This is a genomic window from Bacillus sp. FSL K6-1284, from assembly GCF_038002625.1.
GTDB classification, from domain to species: Bacteria; Bacillota; Bacilli; order Bacillales; family Bacillaceae; genus Bacillus; species Bacillus paralicheniformis.
Genome location: NZ_JBBOCW010000001.1, coordinates 2,160,390 through 2,179,390, shown reverse-complemented (window position 1 = coordinate 2,179,390; position 19,001 = coordinate 2,160,390). Strand labels below are relative to the sequence as shown.

Below are 19,001 nucleotides of genomic sequence, written 5' to 3'. Positions count from 1 at the left end.
AAATAGGCCTCCATCATCTAAACTGATATATCTTATCGTATGATCCTAAAATCGCAACGTTCGCCTAAATCAAAACGAGAGGAACTAAAACATGTACTTGACGATAAAGGAAACCGCAGAATATTTAACGCTTTCAGAAGCATATGTTGAACAGCTTGTGAGAGAAAAGAAAATTCGCACCGTCTTCGACGGACAGCAGCATTTAATCAACAAAGATCAATTCAATACCCATATGGAACAGATGGAAAAGTATAAAGAGTGGGCGGAATCCGTTCTGAACGAACCCATCCCCGAAGATCCGGATGTTAAAGATGAAGATTAACCAAGATAACGATAATTACATTATGTAAACTAGGTGCGTTTCTAGAAAATGTTCGCACGACTCTATCATGACGTGTGAATGGGACGTTTCGTAAAAAAAGACACAATATAGGAAATGAAAGGGATGAAAGAAGCCCTATATATAAAGTTTTCTATGATTTTATTTCATTTCCGAAACAATCACGTTCATTTTTTGTTCAAAAAGTGTTATCATTTAGTAGTAAAAAATACAGCGTGTTTTGAGATTGCGGGTTTTCGGGAATTCCAGACTGAAAACAGCAAAACAAACACAAAAGGGGAGAACCTTTTTGCGGACTTGTTTGTGCACAAATTCACAAACTGTGAAAAAGGGGTTCCTTCAAAAAACAGCACATCGCTTATTGAAAAGGAGAATTGGTTATGCCGGAAACAATCGATCAAACAGCTGATCAAACAAACGAATCTGTAAGCCAAAGCCAACGCGATCTTATCGATCAACTGCTAAAACCTGAAGTACAGGAGTCTTTGACTGTTTTAGTCGACCAGCTTCCAAAGCTGACAGAACTGGTCAACATTTTGACAAAGTCTTACGATTTCGCACAATCCGTTGCAACTGATGAAGTATTAAAAAATGATACGGTCGGTGCCATCACAGAAATTCTTGAGCCTGTCAAAGATACGGCAAAAGAAATCGCGGCTACCGCCATTGAAGCAAAAGACCGCGCTGACGAAAGCAATGAAGTCATCGGACTTTTCGGTTTGCTGAAAATGCTTAAAGATCCGCAGGCCCAAAAGATGTTCCGCTTTGTTCAAAGCTACCTGCAAATCATGTCAGAACGCGAAAAACAAAAATAATCACTATACATTCAGAATAAGGACGGAGGATTCACGATGTCAAAACATATCGTCATTTTAGGCGCTGGTTACGGCGGATTACTGTCTGCTTTAACAGTTCGCAAACACTACACAAAAGAAGAAGCAAAAATCACAGTTGTTAACCAATACCCGACACATCAAATCATCACAGAACTGCATCGCCTTGCTGCGGGCAACGTGTCAGAACAGGCCATTGCGATGCCGCTTGCAAAGCTTTTCAAAGGAAAAGACATCGATCTTAAAATCGCCAAAGTCAACTCGTTCTCAGTTGACAAAAAAGAAGTCGCTCTTTCTGACGGCTCTACCCTGACGTATGACGCGCTTGTCGTCGGTCTTGGTTCTGTCACTGCTTACTTCGGCATTCCTGGCCTTCAAGAAAACAGCATGGTGCTCAAATCTGCAAACGATGCAAACAAGATCTTCAAGCATGTTGAAGAGCGCGTGCGCGAATACGCTAAAACGAAAAACGAAGCGGATGCTACGATCCTAATCGGCGGCGGCGGACTAACAGGCGTCGAGCTTGTCGGTGAACTCGCCGATATCATGCCGAACCTTGCGAGAAGCTACGGTGTCGATCCGAAAGAAATCAAGCTGAAGCTTGTTGAAGCCGGTCCGAAAATCCTGCCGGTTCTTCCGGATGAGCTGATCGAACGTGCGACAAAGAGCCTTGAAAAACGCGGCGTTGAATTCTTGACAGGACTGCCTGTCACAAATGTAGAAGGAAACGTTGTTGATTTGAAAGACGGGCAAAAAATCGTCACAAATACATTTGTCTGGACCGGCGGTGTTCAAGGCAATCCGCTGATCGGCGAGTCAGGTCTTGAAGTGAACCGCGGACGCGCAACTGTAAACGATTTCCTTCAATCCACATCACATGAAGACGTATTTGTTGCAGGAGACAGCGCCGTTGTCTTCGGTCCGGATGGCCGTCCGTACCCTCCGACAGCACAAATCGCTTGGCAAATGGGCGAGCTGATCGGCTACAACCTGTATGCATACTTAGAAAACAAATCAATGGAAACGTTCAGCCCTGTCAACTCGGGCACGCTTGCAAGCCTTGGCCGCAAAGATGCAGTTGCCGTTATCGGCGCGAACAGTACATCTCTTAAAGGCCTGCCTGCTTCATTGATGAAAGAAGCGAGCAACGTCCGTTATCTGACTCATATTAAAGGTCTGTTCAGCCTTGCTTATTAATGGAAATGAAGCGCTACTTATAGTTTAAACTATAAGTGGTGCTTTTTTTTGCTTTAAATTTGACGGGCAAATGAAAATATTGTGGTAAATTTGAACCAAAATGCATTGACAAAAAGACGGTCTCATCGCATTATATGAATATAAAATAAAAATATTCATATGTTTATAAAACAAGGAGAGACTGACATGCCGAAATTTACCGAAAAAGAAAAGGAAGCGATACGCTCAGCTTTAGTGCAAAGCGGAAGAGAGCTTTTTGCGCAGCTTGGATTGAAAAAAACGAGCGTTGGTGAGCTAACAGCCTCGGCCGGAATTGCCCAAGGCTCATTTTATACATTTTTCGACTCGAAAGAGGAGCTTTATTTTGAGATTTTGCAGCAGGAAGAAAGTAAGATCCGCGCCCAGCTTGAGGCATCATTTTCTGAAAGCGGGAAAACATTTGCACAGTTTTTGCGTGAAGCATTGGCGGTGGTGGAAGATAACCCGTACATTCGCCAAGTTTACGATGACAACTTACTCGAGACACTCTTCCGCAAACTCCCCGAAGAAAAGCTGCAGGCGCATTTCGACAGCGACGAAGATTTTTTCAAGCCTTTAATTGAAATGGGCCAGGAAAAAGGCTGGCTTGTCAGAAAAAAACCGGAGACGATCGTCAGTGTGATTCGCGCCATTGTTCTTTTATCCTTTCAAAAAACAAATATTGGGGAAGACCGCTACGACGAAACGATGGATTTGCTTATCGAATTGATCGGACAGGGGCTTTCGGCCAAGGAGGATGCATCCCATGATTGAAGTCAGCGGGCTTCGCTTCACATACCCCGGACAAAAAACGCCCGTATTGAAAGGAATCGACTTTTCGATTCAAAAGGGTGAAATTTTTGGATTTCTCGGCCCGTCCGGCGCTGGAAAAAGCACGATTCAAAAAATATTAATCGGTATTTTAAAGCAATATGAAGGCCGGGTTTCTGTGATGGGGAAAGAATTGAGTCAAGCCGACAGCTCCTTTTATGAGAAAATCGGCGTCGCCTTTGAATTTCCGAATTTCTATCAACGATTAACGGCACTGGAAAACTTAAATTTGTTCCGTTCCTTGTATGCATCTGAAACCGAGGAGCCGGAAACGCTGCTCGCTTTAACGGGTCTTGAAGAGTACGGCCGGACAAAGGTATCCGCTTACTCAAAAGGCATGAAAATGAGGCTGAATTTTTTGAGAGCCCTGATCAATCAGCCTGATCTTTTATTTCTAGACGAACCGACCTCGGGGCTCGATCCCGTGCATGCCAAAAAATTAAAACAGCTTATCCTGAACAAAAAGGCGGAAGGGAAGACGATCCTGATCACAACGCACCACATGCAAACAGCTGAAGAAATCTGCGACCGCGTAGCTTTCATCGTTGACGGCAGGGTGGCTTTGATTGATTCTCCACGCGCCTTAAAAGTGCAAAAAGGAAAAAGGCACGTAAAAGTGGAGTACCGCAGCCGCAGGCAGCTGGAAACTGCTCAATTCGACCTTGATCAGATCGGCAGCAGCCCGGAATTTTTGAACTTGATCAAGGAGCACCCTGTGGAAACCATTCATTCCCAAGAAGCATCGCTTGAAGACATCTTTATCGATGTGACGGGGAGGCGTTTAAGTTGAGGATCTTATCAGCGATTTCCCATGATATCAAACTTCAGTTCAAGCACGGTTTTTATTATGCCTATTTGCTGATCAGCGCGGTGTATATCGCTGTGTTGCAGTTTCTTCCAGCTGATTACAGGGAGGCGGCGAACATTGCCTTGACGTTTTCAGACCCGAGCTTCCTGGGGTTTTTCTTCATCGGGGGTCTTGTTTTACTGGAGAAAGGGCAAAACATCCATGACAGCCTGTTTGTAACGCCGCTAAGTGCGAGTGAGTATATTCTTTCCAAAACGGCGTCTTTATCCGTTTTGTCTCTCGGATCGAGCATTTTCATCCACAGCAGTGTGTTTGGCTATGGAACAAATTCCGGTTTGTTCGCTTGCGGCGTGCTGTGCACTTCATTTTTCTTCACGATGATCGGCTTAGGTTTGGCGGTGCGGTGTGAAACCTTAAACGGATTTTTCTTTTTGTCTTCTTTGAGCACCTTTGTGTTCGTTCTGCCTTTGTTTGAAACAGCGGGCATTTGGAGCAGCCCGCTGTTTTACGCTCTGCCGTCAAAGGCCTCATTAATGCTGTTAGGTTCCGCCTTTACCGGCCTTCAGCAGTGGGAGCTCGTCTACGCGATTTCCACTCTCTTGTTGTGGAACGGAGCCGCGTATTTCTGGGCGAGGCATTCACTTCAAACGTTCATCACATTAAAGCTTGGCGGAGGTGATACACGATGATGAAAATCATTCAGCTGATACGCGGAGATATGAAACAGATCAAACGTGATTCAATGCTTGCTTTTTACGGTCTGGCGCCTTTTCTGCTCATCATCGTGACAGCCGCTGGCATTCCTTTGTCAGCGGAACTGGCGGCATTCAATATCACCCCATACCGTCATTTGATCATGAGCTTTGCCATGCTTTTCATCCCCCTGATTCTCGGTATCATGTCGGGGTTTATCCTGCTTGATGAGCGCGACGAAAATATGATTCAGTATTTTGCCGTGACGCCCTTGTCGAAGCGCGGATATGTCTTGATACGCCTCATCCTGCCAATGGCGCTGACTTTTTGCTACAGCATTTTGCTGTTTGCATCCGGCGGTTTAATGGCGCCCGGCTCTGTGTACCTTTTGTTCATCCTGATCATGGTCACGCTTGAAGCCCCGATTTACACGCTGCTTTTAGCCGCTTACGCTTCGAACAAAGTGGAAGGGCTCGCTTTAATGAAAGGGTTCAGCCTGCTCACTTTCATGCCGGCCGCGGTTTATTTTATTCCTTTGCCGTGGCAGCTTTTCGGCGTTTTCACGCCGACCTACTGGACAGCGAAAACGTACTTGGCAGGAACTTCTCATGAAGGGCTTGTTTTCGTTTTCGGGTTCATCGGAGTTGTGCTGCATGTAATGATACTGCTGCTTTTATACCGGAGGTTTTTGGTGAAAACCGATCAATAGGAGTATATCCCGCCGCGTTTTGCAATAAAGTATTAAAACCATCAGCGGGAGGCGGGATATTCTATGAAGAAAAATATGAAGCTTTGTCTGTGTATGATGATGATCTTTGTATTGACGTTGGCCGGCAGCATAGACGGCTTGGCCGCCGGGGAAAAAGGCGCCGGGCTCAAAGAGCAAATCGATCAGCTGTTAAAGACCGAGCCTGATTTAAAAGGAGCGCTCGCAGGCATCAGCGTCAGGTCCGCGGAAAGCGGGAAAATGATATACGGCCATATGAGCGATACACGGATGAGACCGGCGTCCAATCTGAAGCTTTTAACGGCAGCAGCTGCCTTTTCCGTCCTGGGTGAGGACTATACCTTTCCCACAGAGGTGATGACAGACGGCGCACGATCTGCGAGCACACTCAAAGGCAGCCTTTATCTAAAAGGAAAAGGCGATCCGACGCTTTTGAAAGCCGATTTTCAGCAAATGGCCAAGGCACTCCGAAAACAAGGGATCACTGTCATCCGGGGAGACTTGGTCGGCGATGATTCCTGGTATGATGAGGTCCGCTACTCTCCAGACCTTTCCTGGAGCGATGAAGACGCATACTACGGAGCGCAGATCTCGGCTTTAACAGCTTCGCCAAACGAAGACTATGATGCCGGAACGGTCATCATCGACGTGAATCCTGACGGCAAAACCGGGAAAAAACCCGTTGTATCGCTTACTCCGCAAACTAATCATGTCAAAATCGAAAACGGTGCCAAGACCGTTGCTGTAGACGGAAAAAAAGATATCACGATTAAAAGGGAACACGGCGGAAATACCATCCAAATCAAAGGGACGATTCCACAAGGCGCTTCAAGGGTCAGACAATGGGTTGCGGTTTGGGAGTCGTCAGAATATGCACTCGATTTATTTAAACAGGCTTTACAGCAACAAGGCATTCGAATCCTGGGAGAGACTAAAACCGGCAAAGCGCCAAAAAAAGCGCGCCGCATCACCGCACATCAATCCATGCCGCTTTCAGAGCTGATGATCCCCTTTATGAAGCTCAGCAACAACGGCCATGGCGAAACACTGATCAAGGAAATGGGAAAAGCCGCGAGCCGTGAAGGAAGCTGGGATCAAGGTCTGGAAGTGTTGAATAAAGAACTGCAGGGATTTGGAATGGACACAGAGAAGATCGTTCTCAGAGACGGCTCAGGCATCTCGCATATCAATTTGATTTCTGCCGACCAGATCACAAAGCTATTGTATTCCGTTCAAGAAGAGAAATGGTTTCCGTCGTTTACCCGTTCACTCCCGGTTGCGGGAGAAAGCGACAGAATGGTCGGCGGCACATTAAGAAACCGGCTGAAAGACCCGGCTCTAAAAGGCAAAGTCAGAGCGAAAACAGGCTCTCTTTCAACCGTCAGTACCTTATCGGGCTATATCGATACTGCAAGCGGCGAGACATTGATTTTCTCCATTCTTCTCAATCAGCTCGTGGATGATGAAAAAGGAAAGGATATTGAAGATAAAATCGTTCAAATATTAGCTTCTTCATGACAGCTCCCATTGCTTAAGGCAATGGGTTTTCTTTATTGAAAAGGCTTTCCATTCACTTCGTACTTTTTTCAGCTGAGGCCATATAATGCTAAGAGATTTCATTTTCTATAAGTTTAACAGCAGGCAGGGGGAAATATATGAACATTTTGCTGGCTTATTATCGATACTCTCCACATACAAACGGCCCGTCTACCTATATTGATATCCTTAGAAAAAGCTTGGAAGGAGAAGGGCATTCTGTCGATTTAATGTCGCACGATACCCGATGGCTCAACATTCAGGTCGCCGATCAGCAGCCGGCCGATAAACACCGGTTAAAACATGAGCTGATTCACCGTCTTCAAACAGCTTATACCGAAAAATATCCCCTGTGGATATATTGGCGTGAAATGGAGCGCTACAGTTTGGAACAAGCTGTTAAACAGTTTGATCTTAAGAAGTATGATTTGATCCACTGCCACGATTTTATGACGGCAAGAGCACTGGCCCGTTCCAAACCTCAGCACACGCCTTTAATCGTGTCCCTCCATAACTTTAAATATCATGAAGCAAAGATTACCGGGGAATTTGACGAGAAAAGCGGCCAGGAACAGCAATACATGAAAATCGAAGAATGTTTGGGCGCAATGTCTGGAGACGTTGTGGCCGTTCCGTGCGAATGGCTGAAACACGAGCTGATTCAAATTGGTGTGACGCCTTCGAACATCCGAGTCATCCCGTATGGAATTGTAAAAACACCCTTTATCGAAAAGAAAAATAATCTCCCTAAAAGCCTCCCGCATCAAGGAAAAAAGATCATTCTCTGTCCGGCGCGGCTCGTTCCGGTGAAAGGACACCGCTATTTGATCGAAGCGCTTTATAAACTGCGGTGCGAAAGGGATGATTTTCACTGCCTTCTCGCAGGCGAGGGTCCGGAGCTCGAAACTCTGCAAAGCCTGTCCGAAAAGCTCGGTATCGCGTCGGCGGTCTCTTTTCTCGGAAAGCGAAAAGATATACCCGACTTAATGAATATTAGTGATGTCATTGTTTTGCCGTCGCTTCACGATACATTTCCGCTCGTCATCCTGGAAGGGCAGTTCTCCGCAAAACCTGTGCTGGCGGCAAACGTAGGCGGGGTAAAAGAAATCATTGATGACGGTGCGAACGGATTGCTTGTTCCCCCGGCAGACAGCGAAGCGCTTACTGAAAAGCTGCGCCTGCTGCTCGACGATGACAAAACCCGGCAAAAATTGGGGCGCCAAGCGTTTCAAAAAGCTATGAAACATTGGGATATCAGCTTTCACATGAGGTCGATCGAAAACCTGTATCAAACATTCGAGACACAAAAAAGAGCAGTGCGGTCCTGCAAAAATCATCGAAAAGAGCAGGGGCTGGACCTGGAAATCCTCGAACAAATCGGTGAAAAGAAAACGTCAGAAGCGGAGTACACGATTGCCGGGGAAATCCCGGAACATCTCAAAAGCCAACTTAAAAAAGAGGACCATTACATTCATGTTTATGATTTGTCAGGCGTTTTACTGCAGACAAAAGCGGTCGATTCGAAAGGGTGCTATGAATTTCACCAGCTCCCCCGAGGCAGCTATGTCTTGAAAAGCACTATCGAAGCATTCGGCAATCAGTTCGTATCCCTCGACTGATGATAAATACTTCTGTGCAAGCCGGCTGTTTAGCCGGTTTTTTATATAACAGTTTTCGTTTTATTTGTCTTTATTATAATACAGATTCAAATAAGAAAATTGCTTCAAACAACATCCTATATTAGGAAAAACGCGATGTTCAAAGAACTTTCTTAAATTTGTTAACTATTTCACAAAATATGTGATTTTTATCACATTCAAAACTGTTATATTAAACATAAGATATAAATGCAACAACTGTTATATCATTTCAACTTGAAAAGAGGGGGATTTAAATGGAACAATGGAAAGGTTTCACCACAAACGTTTGGCAAAAAGAAGTCAATGTCCGCGATTTTATTCTCTCGAACTTTGAGCCATATCAAGGTGACGAATCGTTTCTCGAACCTCCGACGGAAGCTACATCGGCATTATGGGATCACGTAATGGACTTGACAAAAAAAGAGCGTGAAAACGGAGGCGTCCTCGATATGGATACAGAGATCGTCTCAACGATTACCTCGCACGGTCCCGGCTATTTGGACAAAGACTTGGAAAAAGTCGTCGGCGTTCAAACCGATGAGCCGTTTAAACGGTCGCTTCAGCCTTTCGGCGGCATTCGCATGGCGAAACAAGCATGTGAATCCTATGGTTTTGAATTGAATGAAGAAGTGGAAAGAATCTTTACCGATTACCGCAAAACCCATAACCAAGGCGTGTTTGACGCGTATACGGACGAAATGAAACTCGCCCGAAAGGTCGGAATCATTACCGGACTGCCTGATGCTTACGGGCGCGGGCGCATCATCGGCGATTACCGGAGAGTGGCGCTTTACGGCGTGGACTTCCTGATCGATGAAAAGAAAAAAGATGCGGCCGGCACCTCTCGCGTGATGTCTGAAGAAAACATCCGCCTTCGTGAAGAATTGTCAGAACAAATCCGGGCATTGAATGAACTTAAAGCACTTGCAGCAAGTTATGGCTTTGACATTTCCGAGCCTGCGGCGAATGCAAGAGAAGCATTTCAATGGCTGTATTTTGCCTATTTGGCTGCCATTAAAGAGCAAAATGGAGCAGCAATGAGCCTTGGCCGCGTGTCCACGTTCCTTGATATATACATCGAAAGAGATTTGAAAACGGGCGCATTAATAGAACAGGAGGCCCAAGAGCTTGTCGACCATTTTGTCATGAAGCTGCGCTTGGTCAAATTTGCACGCACACCTGACTACAATGAGCTGTTCAGCGGCGATCCGACGTGGGTGACAGAATCAATCGGCGGAATAGCGCACGACGGACGCGCACTCGTCACGAAAAACTCGTTCCGTTTCCTGCATACGCTTGACAATTTAGGTCCGGCGCCGGAACCAAATTTAACCGTCCTTTGGTCTGTCAGGCTGCCGCAAAAGTTTAAAAACTACTGTGCCAAAATGTCGATTAAAACGAGCTCGATTCAATACGAAAATGACGATATCATGCGTCCTGAATACGGGGATGACTACGGCATCGCCTGCTGTGTATCGGCAATGGCAATCGGCAAACAAATGCAGTTCTTCGGAGCACGCGCCAACTTGGCGAAAGCGCTTTTATATGCGATTAATGGCGGAAAAGACGAAAAGCATAAAATGCAAGTCGGTCCGGAAATGCCTCCGGTTGCTTCCGATGTGCTGGACTATGACGAGGTCATGCATAAATTCGATCAGACGATGGAATGGCTTGCAGGCTTGTACATCAATACGCTCAATGTCATTCACTACATGCATGATAAATATTGCTATGAAAGAATTGAAATGGCGCTGCACGACACGGACATTTTGCGGACGATGGCCACCGGGATCGCCGGCTTGAGCGTTGTGGCCGATTCGTTAAGCGCTATCAAATATGCCAAAGTCAATGTTGTCCGCGATGAAAACGGCATTGCCGTCGATTTTGAAACAGAAGGCGACTTTCCTAAGTACGGAAATAATGATGACCGCGTCGACGCGATCGCCGTTGACATTGTCAAGCGCTTTATGAAAAAACTGCGCAAGCACCAGACATATCGCCAGTCTGTTCATACCATGTCAATTTTAACGATCACGTCAAACGTCGTTTACGGCAAGAAAACCGGAAATACGCCGGATGGACGCCGGGCGGGAGAACCGTTTGCTCCAGGCGCGAATCCGATGCACGGCCGCGATACTAAAGGAACGCTTGCATCGCTGTCTTCAGTGGCAAAGCTGCCTTACAGCTATGCGCTCGACGGCATATCCAACACCTTTTCGATCGTCCCGAAAGCGCTTGGCAAAGACGAAGAGAGCCGCGCCGTCAATTTATCAAGCATCCTTGACGGTTACGCCGCAAAAACAGGGCATCACTTAAATGTAAACGTATTTAACAGAGAAACATTGCTCGACGCCATGGAACATCCGGAGGAATATCCGCAGTTAACGATTCGCGTCTCAGGCTATGCGGTCAACTTTATTAAGCTGACGAAAGAACAGCAGTTAGACGTTATCAGCCGTACCTTCCATGAATCGATGTAACGAGCATAAAGCGGAGCGCGGCCGAGGCGCTCCGCCCCATAAAAAGAGGTGATCTTCATCATGGATGGAAATATTCATTCGATCGAAACATTCGGCACCGTTGACGGTCCGGGCATCAGATATGTCGTCTTCACACAAGGCTGCCTGATGCGCTGTCAATTTTGCCATAATGCTGATACATGGGAAATCGGAACCGGAAAACAAATGACGGTTTCCGAAATCGTTCAGGATGTCCAGCAATATCTCCCGTTTATTCAATCATCAGGCGGAGGCATCACCGTTAGCGGAGGCGAGCCGCTTTTACAACTGCCATTTTTAATCGAGCTGTTCAAAGCCTGTAAAAGCCATGGCATACACACGGCGCTCGATTCGTCCGGCGGATGCTATTCGGCGGCGCCGGCATTTCAAGAGCAGATCAAAGAGCTGATCCAGTATACAGACCTTGTTTTGCTTGATCTCAAGCATATCAACAGGAAAAAACATATCAACCTGACAGGAATGCCGAATGACCACATATTGGATTTTGCCCGGTTTCTCGCTGATCATCAAGTCCCCGTCTGGATCCGCCATGTACTGGTTCCGGGGATCTCTGATATCGATGACGATTTAGCAGCCCTCGGCACGTTTATCGGCACGCTGGGGAACGTTCAGAAGGTGGAGGTTCTTCCTTATCACAAACTCGGCGTCTACAAGTGGGAAGCGCTTGGCCTGGATTATCCATTAAAAGGGGTTGAACCGCCAAGTGCCGCCAGGGCCGAAAACGCATACAGACTACTCACCGCCCACTTGCAAGGCGGAGCCATGCTGCAAGAAACATAAACCCTTTTAACCGGACAGACTTTTTCCAACAAAAAGCTGTCCTTTTTGTCTTACCGCACAACCGTATAAAAAATCCCTTTTTTTACAATAGTAAGATGAGAAAGATGCGCCTGCTGCGGCAGGCCGACAATAAAACAGCAAGGTGGGCGGGAAGCATGTATCATTTGTATTCTCACAACGACTTGGATGGAGTCGGCTGCGGAATTCTCGCAAAGGTGGCCTTTGGCGAACGGGTCGAGGTCCGCTACAATTCGGTCACCGGACTTGATATGCAAGTCGGACGTTTTCTGGAACGGACAAAAGGAAAAGAAAAACAGCATGAAGGCCTGTTTATTACGGACTTGTCCGTTCATCAAGAAAATGAAGAAAGGCTGGACCAATATGCTGAAGCGGGCGGAAAGGTCAAACTCATCGACCACCACAAAACTGCGCTTCATTTGAATGAACGCTCTTGGGGCATGGTAAAAGTTCAATATGAGGACGGCAGGCTCGCTTCAGCGACTTCTCTTTTTTATGAATACTTAATAGACAACGGCCACATTCAAGAGACAAAAGCGATGGATCAGTTTGTCGAACTCGTACGCCTCTATGATACATGGGAATGGGAACAGACGGACGCGCTCGAAGCAAAGCGCCTGAATGACCTGTTTTTTATGGTCTCCATTGACGAATTTGAGGAAAAAATGGTCCGGCGCCTTAAAGAAAGCGACGCGTTTTCATTTGATGAATTCGAAGAAAAAATCTTGGATATGGAAGAAGAAAAAATTGAACGATATATCCGCAGGAAACGGCGGGAAATCGTTCAGACCTTCATCAATGCACACTGCGTCGGCATCGTGCATGCGGAATCCTATCATTCCGAAGTAGGGAACGAACTCGGAAAAACGTATCCGCACCTTGACTATATCGCCATCTTAAATATGGGCGGCAAAAAAGTGAGCCTTCGCACCATCCATGATGAAACAGATGTATCAGAAATCGCCGGCACGTTCGGCGGAGGCGGCCATGCCAAGGCAGCGGGGTGCCCGCTGACAGATGAAGCATTCAAGCTGTATGTGACTGAACCGTTTCCGCTGGAGCCCTTGAGAGCGGATGCCTTTAAAAACGTCTATAATGTAAAAGAGTCGGACAACGGCAGCCTTTATATCAACAGGGACGAAGACCGGTTTTTTCTCTTTCCTGGAGAACACGGCTGGAACATTCAAGTAAACGGCGTGACTCAGCATGAGACATTTACTTCATTCGAAGAGGCAGAACGGTTTATTAAAAGAAATTATGCTGCATGGCTCGCAAGGGATGAAGCGTTTGTCCAATATTTGATGCAGCAGGTCAAACAGGCGATCCAAACGACAGGCTAAAGACTTCGACAGTCTTGGCCTGTTTTTTCATATACAAAAAAGAACAGCTGGCATATAATAACAGAAAGTTCCGATTTTTCCAAAAGGGGAGATGTTCATGAAAGAAAAGAACACAAGCTGCGAAACAAAAGAATTTCGGGCCGTGTGGATCGCCACCGTCACAAACATTGACTGGCCTTCGAAAAAAGGGCTGACAATCGAAGAGCAAAAAACAGAATATGTGAAGCTTTTGGATGCTGTGACAGCCATGGGGATGAACGCAGTTGTCGTTCAAATTAAGCCGGCGGCGGATGCGTTTTATCCTTCCGCATACGGGCCGTGGTCGGAATACTTAACAGGCGTTCAAGGAAAAGACCCCGGCTACGATCCGCTGTCATTTTTGCTCGAAGAAACCCACCGAAGAAAGCTTGAATTTCATGCATGGTTCAACCCTTATCGGATCACGATGAATCATACGGATTTGAACAGGCTCTCACAGGATCACCCGGCTAGAATGCACCCCGATTGGGTCGTTGCCTACGGCAGACAGCTGTATTACAATCCCGGCATTCCTGAGGCACAGGAATTCATTGTCCAAGGCATAGCAGAGGTCGTCAAGAATTACCAAGTCGACGCCGTTCATATGGATGACTATTTTTATCCGTATAAAATTGCGGGCGTCGAATTTCCCGACTTGAGCACGTATGAACAATATGGAAAGGACCGTTTTTCAAATATTGAAGATTGGCGGAGGGACAACGTCAACCAGCTTGTCAAACAGATCAACGCCGCCGTCAAAAAAGAAAGAGCATCGGTCAAATTTGGAATCAGCCCCTTTGGTGTATGGCGCAATATAGCAGATGATCCGACGGGATCGAATACAGCCGCCGGAATGACAAACTATGACGACCTTTATGCTGACACGAGGGAATGGATCAGGCAGGGATACATCGATTACATCGCCCCGCAAATCTACTGGAGCATCGGCTTTGCCCCGGCTTCCTACGACATTTTAGTAGACTGGTGGAAAAATGAAGTCAGCCAACGCCCCGTTCATTTATACATCGGACAAGCAGCCTATAAAATCAATCAAAACTCAGATCCCTCCTGGTCAGATCCTGAAGAATATCCGCGCCAGATTGCCTTAAACCGCGCCTCAAATGTGATGGGAAGCATCCATTTCAGCCTGAAAGATTTAAACCGGAACCCGCTCGGCATAAAAGACAGGCTGATCCAGGACTTGTACAAAAAACCGGCAGCTATTCCCGGTATGCCTTGGCTTGACAGCGTAAACAGCAAACAGTGAAAACTGATATTTTAGTGATACGGCCGCCGGTAACAGTACCAATCCATTTTGACAATGTTCAAAATGGATTTTTTGTGTTAAAAATCGCATGAATAGAGCACCTTAATAGATAAAAACAAGGAAAGAAAGGTTTAAATCAAATGGACATTTTCTTAGCGATTTTACCAGCGATTTTCTGGGGAAGCATTGTGCTCTTTAATGTAAAGCTTGGGGGCGGACCGTACAGCCAGGTGCTCGGTACGACATTTGGCGCTTTAATTTTTTCAATCGGAATCTACTTCGTCGTCCAGCCTGAATTATCTCCCCGTATATTTGCCGTCGGCGTCGTCTCCGGACTATTTTGGGCGCTCGGTCAGACCAATCAACTGAAAAGCATCAAGTTGATCGGCGTGTCTAAAACGATGCCGATCTCAACGGGACTTCAGCTTGTATCCACTTCTTTGTTCGGCGTGCTTGTTTTTCGCGAGTGGGCGACGACAATCTCGATTGTTCTCGGGATTCTGGCGCTGATTTTCATCATCGTGGGAATCGTGCTGACATCGCTGGAAGACCGCAGCCAAAAATCGGAGGAAAAAACCGGCGACATGAAAAAGGGAATCGTGATTTTGCTGATTTCCACATTCGGCTATCTCGTGTATGTCGTCGTCGTACGGCTTTTCGATGTCAGCGGCTGGGCGGCTCTTTTTCCTCAGGCTATCGGCATGGTAGCCGGCGGCTTGATCTTGACATTCAGGCATAAGCCGTTTAATTTTTACGTCATCAAAAATATCATTCCAGGTTTAATTTGGGCAGCCGGAAACATGTTTTTATTCATTTCCCAGCCGCGGGTCGGCGTAGCGACCAGTTTTTCGCTATCGCAAATGGGAATCGTCATCTCAACGCTCGGCGGCATTATTTTGCTCGGCGAAAAGAAAACGAAGCGGCAGCTGATCGGTATCGCCATCGGCATTATATTAATCGTCGCAGCCGGCGTTTTGCTGGGCATTGCAAAAGCTTAAGGACGGCTTCTAAAGCCGTCCTTTAATATGTGACGATGCCCTTAAGCGGCAGGTGGTCGGAAGCGTTCGGATCAACGGCGACAACTTCAGCCGCTGACACATGAAAAGACCGGCTGAGGAAGATGTAGTCCAAGCGTCGTCTCGGGCGGTGCGAAGGGTGCGTGAATCCCTGTCCGTATTGTCTTTCATCCCACAGGTCGGCCAGTTTCTCCGCGACCTTTGTCCATCCCCGTGAATGAGGCTTCATATTAAAGTCTCCCATGACGATCACTGGCAGATCGCTCTCTTGAACCCTCTCGATTAAAAAATCCGTCTGCTTGCCGTGAAGCCACGGATTCAGGCTCAAATGCGTAACAAAAACGCGAAGGAGCCGATCACCGATCCGGACATCAGCCTCAAGAAGAGACCTTCCTTCGATCAGCCCTTTGACAAAGTTGAATGAATGATGCCGTTCTTTCACAATCGGAAAACGCGTTAAGAGAGCGTTCCCGTATTGCCTGTTCACTGAAGAATCACCGGAACTCAATGAAAGGGAGGGGCAGTACGCATAGTGCATGTTCAATTGTTCTGCTAACGATCCGATTTGGTCTTCGTAATCGCTTCTATTGGAGAAATGCTGATCTACTTCATTAAGGCCGACGATGTCGCAGCCGCTCTCGGCGATCACACCGGCTGTTCTCTCTAAATCAACGCGACGGTCCCTTCCTTTTCCATGATGGATATTAAATGTCATGATGCCAAATTTCATAATCAACCCGCCTCTTCTTTAAGCTAAGCATATTGTACCTCCGGAACGATTAAAATATTTCTGCTGTCGGCGGAACGAGATTAGGTTAAAATGACATTATGATATAAAGAGGAGTGTTCCTTGATGACAAATAGCAGAACGAATCCAAAGGTTGATGAATTTTTAAGCAAAGCCGAGAAGTGGAAGGGAGAGTTTGAGAAGCTGCGTCAAATCGTTCTTGACTGTGAGCTGAACGAAGATTTCAAGTGGAAACATCCTTGTTATACGTTCGAGAATAAAAACATCGTATTAATCCATGGATTTAAAGAATATTGTGCGCTCTTGTTTCACAAAGGCGCCTTGTTAAAGGACCCCAACGGGATTCTCATCCAGCAAACGGAGAATGTACAAGCCGCGCGGCAGATTCGATTCACCAATGTACAAGAAATAGCTGAAATGGAAACCATCTTGAAAGCTTACATAAATGAAGCGATTGAAGTGGAAAAAGCCGGTCTTGAAGTAGAGTTTAAAAAGGCTGCGGAATATACGATTCCTGAAGAACTGCAAAAAAAATTCGCTGAAATCCCGGCTTTAAAAACGGCTTTTGAAAAATTGACGCCGGGACGGCAAAGAGCATATATTCTTTATTTTTCTAAACCAAAACAATCCAAAACCCGAGAATCGAGGATTGAAAAATATACAAAGCAAATTCTTGATGGAAAGGGATTGAATGACTAGTCTATTTCGCAACTACCGTTTTCATGAGAGAGGCGAATCATAACCATATGGCCGAAGAAGCGGTGAATTGATTAGTGAAGGGCCGCTCAATTTTTCGAATGGCACGAGATCCATACCTTGATGATCACCGCTTGATTATATAAAAAGACATTTATATAATGGAGGCAATATACCGGCTGCAAAGCGCCTGAGATTGGAGGGAATGTCATGACCGTACAAACGAAGCTTGATTCGAAAAGCACGGTGAGCTGCATGAAGATATTGAGCGACTCTACCCGGCTCTTGATTCTGAAACTGCTCCAGGAGAAACCATATTGCGTCTGCCAGCTTGTCGATATGTTTGAAACAAGCCAGCCCGCCATAAGCCAGCATTTACGAAAGCTGAAAAGTGCAAATATGATCAAGGAAGAAAGAAGGGAGCAATGGCGTTTTTATTCGCTTCATGACGACTTTCCGGAGCGCGAATTGGTCCTTGCCATTCTCAATCAGATCGATGAACATGATGAGGTTCTCCAAACCGTTAAAAGAAAAGAAAGACCCGTTTCGTGCCAATAAAAAAGCAGAGGGAGGACGGTTCCCTCTTTTTCATTTCACTTTTTATATAAGCATTGACTTATATAACGATTTTATTATAAGATGTGTCCGGAGAGGAAACCTATGAAGGAGGCGTACACGCGATGACGACAGTCTTAGCCATTTTGATTTTTCTGCTGACCCTCACGCTTGTCATTTGGCAGCCGAAAAATCTATCCATCGGCTGGTCGGCCTGCGGAGGTGCGGCGCTGGCTTTAATTGCCGGGGTCGTCAATTTTCAGGATGTATTAGATGTGACGGGAATCGTATGGAATGCGACTTTGGCTTTTGTCGCGATCATCATCATCTCCCTGATTCTTGATGAAATCGGATTTTTCGAGTGGGCCGCCCTGCACATGGCCAAGGCAGCGAAAGGAAACGGCATTCGGATGTTCGTCTATGTTTCCCTGCTCGGAGCCGTAGTAGCGGCTCTGTTTGCCAATGACGGAGCAGCTTTAATTTTGACGCCGATCGTCCTCGCCATGGTACGCGCGTTACATTTTCAAGAAAAGCTCGTTTTTCCTTTTATTATCGCAAGCGGATTTATCGCGGATACGACATCGCTGCCGCTTGTTGTCAGCAACCTTGTCAATATTGTCTCAGCCGACTTTTTCAACATCGGATTTATCGAATATGCAACAAGAATGATAGTTCCTAACCTGTTTTCCCTCATCGCAAGCATGATCGTGCTTTTTTTGTTTTTCAAAAAAAGCATTCCGCGGCATTATGACATGACAAATGTAAAACAGCCGGCAGAGGCGATTAAAGACAGGAAAATATTCCGTTTGTCATGGCTGATATTAGCGGTTCTGTTGGGCGGTTACTTTATGAGCGAACTGTTTTCAATCCCCGTCTCAATCATCGCAGGTGCGATCGCCGTCATTTTCTTATTCACAGCGAAAAACAGCCCCGCGGTACAAACGAAGAAAGTGCTGAAGGGAGCGCCTTGGGCGATTGTTTTCTTTTCACTAGGGATGTATGTCGTCGTATATGGTTTGAGAAATGCCGGCTTAACGGACGTTCTCTCACAGGTCATACAGACCGTCAGCGATCAAGGGCTGTTTATCGGAACAATCGGAATGGGCTTTATCGCAGCCATTCTGTCTTCACTTATGAACAATATGCCGACGGTGATGATTGATGCGCTTGCGATTCACAATACCGACACACACGGGATTCTCAGAGAAGCGCTGATTTACGCTAATGTCATCGGCTCTGATCTCGGTCCGAAAATCACGCCAATCGGCTCCTTGGCGACGCTATTGTGGCTTCACGTCCTTTCACTGAAAGGCGTAAAGATTTCTTGGGGAACCTATTTTAAAACAGGTGTCATTTTGACCATTCCAACCCTGTTCATCACGCTTGCCGGACTTTATGTGTGGCTGTTGATCATCCATTAA

18 protein-coding genes are annotated in these 19,001 nt (G+C 46.3%); 17 read left to right on the top strand and 1 reads right to left on the bottom strand.

From position 1 onward, the window contains the following. Window positions 1-91: 91 nt before the first annotated feature. The 14 genes from MHB72_RS11345 to MHB72_RS11280 all read left to right on the top strand — a co-directional run bounded on the left by MHB72_RS11345 (window position 92) and on the right by MHB72_RS11280 (window position 15,563). Window positions 92-322 (top strand): excisionase family DNA-binding protein, encoded by a 231-nt coding sequence (locus MHB72_RS11345; RefSeq protein ID WP_020451691.1) that lies wholly within the window; start codon window positions 92-94, stop codon window positions 320-322. A gap of 398 nt (window positions 323-720) precedes the next feature. Then, window positions 721-1,155, top strand: a complete 435-nt coding sequence (locus MHB72_RS11340; RefSeq protein ID WP_020451689.1) for a DUF1641 domain-containing protein — start codon at window positions 721-723, stop codon at window positions 1,153-1,155. A gap of 36 nt (window positions 1,156-1,191) precedes the next feature. Then, window positions 1,192-2,370, top strand: a complete 1,179-nt coding sequence (locus MHB72_RS11335) for an NAD(P)/FAD-dependent oxidoreductase (protein ID WP_020451688.1) — start codon at window positions 1,192-1,194, stop codon at window positions 2,368-2,370. 186 nt (window positions 2,371-2,556) lie between these two features. Continuing rightward, window positions 2,557-3,162 (top strand): TetR/AcrR family transcriptional regulator, encoded by a 606-nt coding sequence (locus MHB72_RS11330; protein WP_023857514.1) that lies wholly within the window; start codon window positions 2,557-2,559, stop codon window positions 3,160-3,162. Then, window positions 3,155-4,009, top strand: a complete 855-nt coding sequence (locus tag MHB72_RS11325; RefSeq protein ID WP_079289105.1) for an ABC transporter ATP-binding protein — start codon at window positions 3,155-3,157, stop codon at window positions 4,007-4,009. Before MHB72_RS11330 ends, MHB72_RS11325 begins: the two co-directional genes overlap by 8 nt. Then, on the top strand, window positions 4,006-4,716 hold the full coding sequence (locus tag MHB72_RS11320; protein ID WP_145623908.1) for a fluoroquinolone export ABC transporter permease subunit: 711 nt from the start codon (window positions 4,006-4,008) through the stop codon (window positions 4,714-4,716). Before MHB72_RS11325 ends, MHB72_RS11320 begins: the two co-directional genes overlap by 4 nt. Next, entirely contained in the window at window positions 4,713-5,429 is a 717-nt protein-coding gene (locus tag MHB72_RS11315) for a hypothetical protein (RefSeq protein ID WP_103750463.1), read from the top strand. Before MHB72_RS11320 ends, MHB72_RS11315 begins: the two co-directional genes overlap by 4 nt. A gap of 63 nt (window positions 5,430-5,492) precedes the next feature. Beyond that, complete coding sequence (gene dacB, locus MHB72_RS11310; protein ID WP_216920736.1) at window positions 5,493-6,965, top strand: D-alanyl-D-alanine carboxypeptidase/D-alanyl-D-alanine endopeptidase; 1,473 nt, start codon at window positions 5,493-5,495, stop codon at window positions 6,963-6,965. A gap of 137 nt (window positions 6,966-7,102) precedes the next feature. Continuing rightward, on the top strand, window positions 7,103-8,602 hold the full coding sequence (locus MHB72_RS11305; RefSeq protein WP_216920734.1) for a glycosyltransferase family 4 protein: 1,500 nt from the start codon (window positions 7,103-7,105) through the stop codon (window positions 8,600-8,602). A gap of 275 nt (window positions 8,603-8,877) precedes the next feature. Further along, window positions 8,878-11,103, top strand: coding sequence for a formate C-acetyltransferase (gene pflB / locus MHB72_RS11300; protein WP_216920732.1), 2,226 nt, complete (start codon window positions 8,878-8,880; stop codon window positions 11,101-11,103). A gap of 60 nt (window positions 11,104-11,163) precedes the next feature. Beyond that, window positions 11,164-11,922: a pyruvate formate-lyase-activating protein gene (gene pflA / locus MHB72_RS11295; protein WP_023857519.1), complete on the top strand. Its 759-nt coding sequence runs from the start codon at window positions 11,164-11,166 to the stop codon at window positions 11,920-11,922. A gap of 155 nt (window positions 11,923-12,077) precedes the next feature. After that, window positions 12,078-13,280, top strand: a complete 1,203-nt coding sequence (locus MHB72_RS11290) for a DHH family phosphoesterase (RefSeq protein WP_216920730.1) — start codon at window positions 12,078-12,080, stop codon at window positions 13,278-13,280. A 91-nt stretch (window positions 13,281-13,371) separates the two neighbouring features. Next, window positions 13,372-14,565: a glycoside hydrolase family 10 protein gene (locus MHB72_RS11285; protein ID WP_411801282.1), complete on the top strand. Its 1,194-nt coding sequence runs from the start codon at window positions 13,372-13,374 to the stop codon at window positions 14,563-14,565. Window positions 14,566-14,705: 140 nt separating this feature from the next. Then, window positions 14,706-15,563 (top strand): RhaT/GlcU family sugar-proton symporter, encoded by an 858-nt coding sequence (locus MHB72_RS11280; protein WP_020451679.1) that lies wholly within the window; start codon window positions 14,706-14,708, stop codon window positions 15,561-15,563. Window positions 15,564-15,585: 22 nt separating this feature from the next. On the opposite strand, the gene MHB72_RS11275 is transcribed toward MHB72_RS11280, so the two are convergent. Next, window positions 15,586-16,311, bottom strand: coding sequence for an endonuclease/exonuclease/phosphatase family protein (locus MHB72_RS11275; protein ID WP_216920725.1), 726 nt, complete (start codon window positions 16,309-16,311; stop codon window positions 15,586-15,588). A gap of 123 nt (window positions 16,312-16,434) precedes the next feature. Here MHB72_RS11275 and MHB72_RS11270 point away from each other — a divergent pair, with 123 nt between their 5' ends. The 3 genes from MHB72_RS11270 to MHB72_RS11260 all read left to right on the top strand — a co-directional run bounded on the left by MHB72_RS11270 (window position 16,435) and on the right by MHB72_RS11260 (window position 19,001). After that, window positions 16,435-17,028, top strand: a complete 594-nt coding sequence (locus MHB72_RS11270) for a YdeI/OmpD-associated family protein (protein WP_216920716.1) — start codon at window positions 16,435-16,437, stop codon at window positions 17,026-17,028. Between the two features lie 207 nt (window positions 17,029-17,235). Beyond that, complete coding sequence (locus tag MHB72_RS11265) at window positions 17,236-17,583, top strand: ArsR/SmtB family transcription factor (RefSeq protein WP_025810779.1); 348 nt, start codon at window positions 17,236-17,238, stop codon at window positions 17,581-17,583. A gap of 122 nt (window positions 17,584-17,705) precedes the next feature. Then, window positions 17,706-19,001: an arsenic transporter gene (locus tag MHB72_RS11260; RefSeq protein WP_216920714.1), complete on the top strand. Its 1,296-nt coding sequence runs from the start codon at window positions 17,706-17,708 to the stop codon at window positions 18,999-19,001.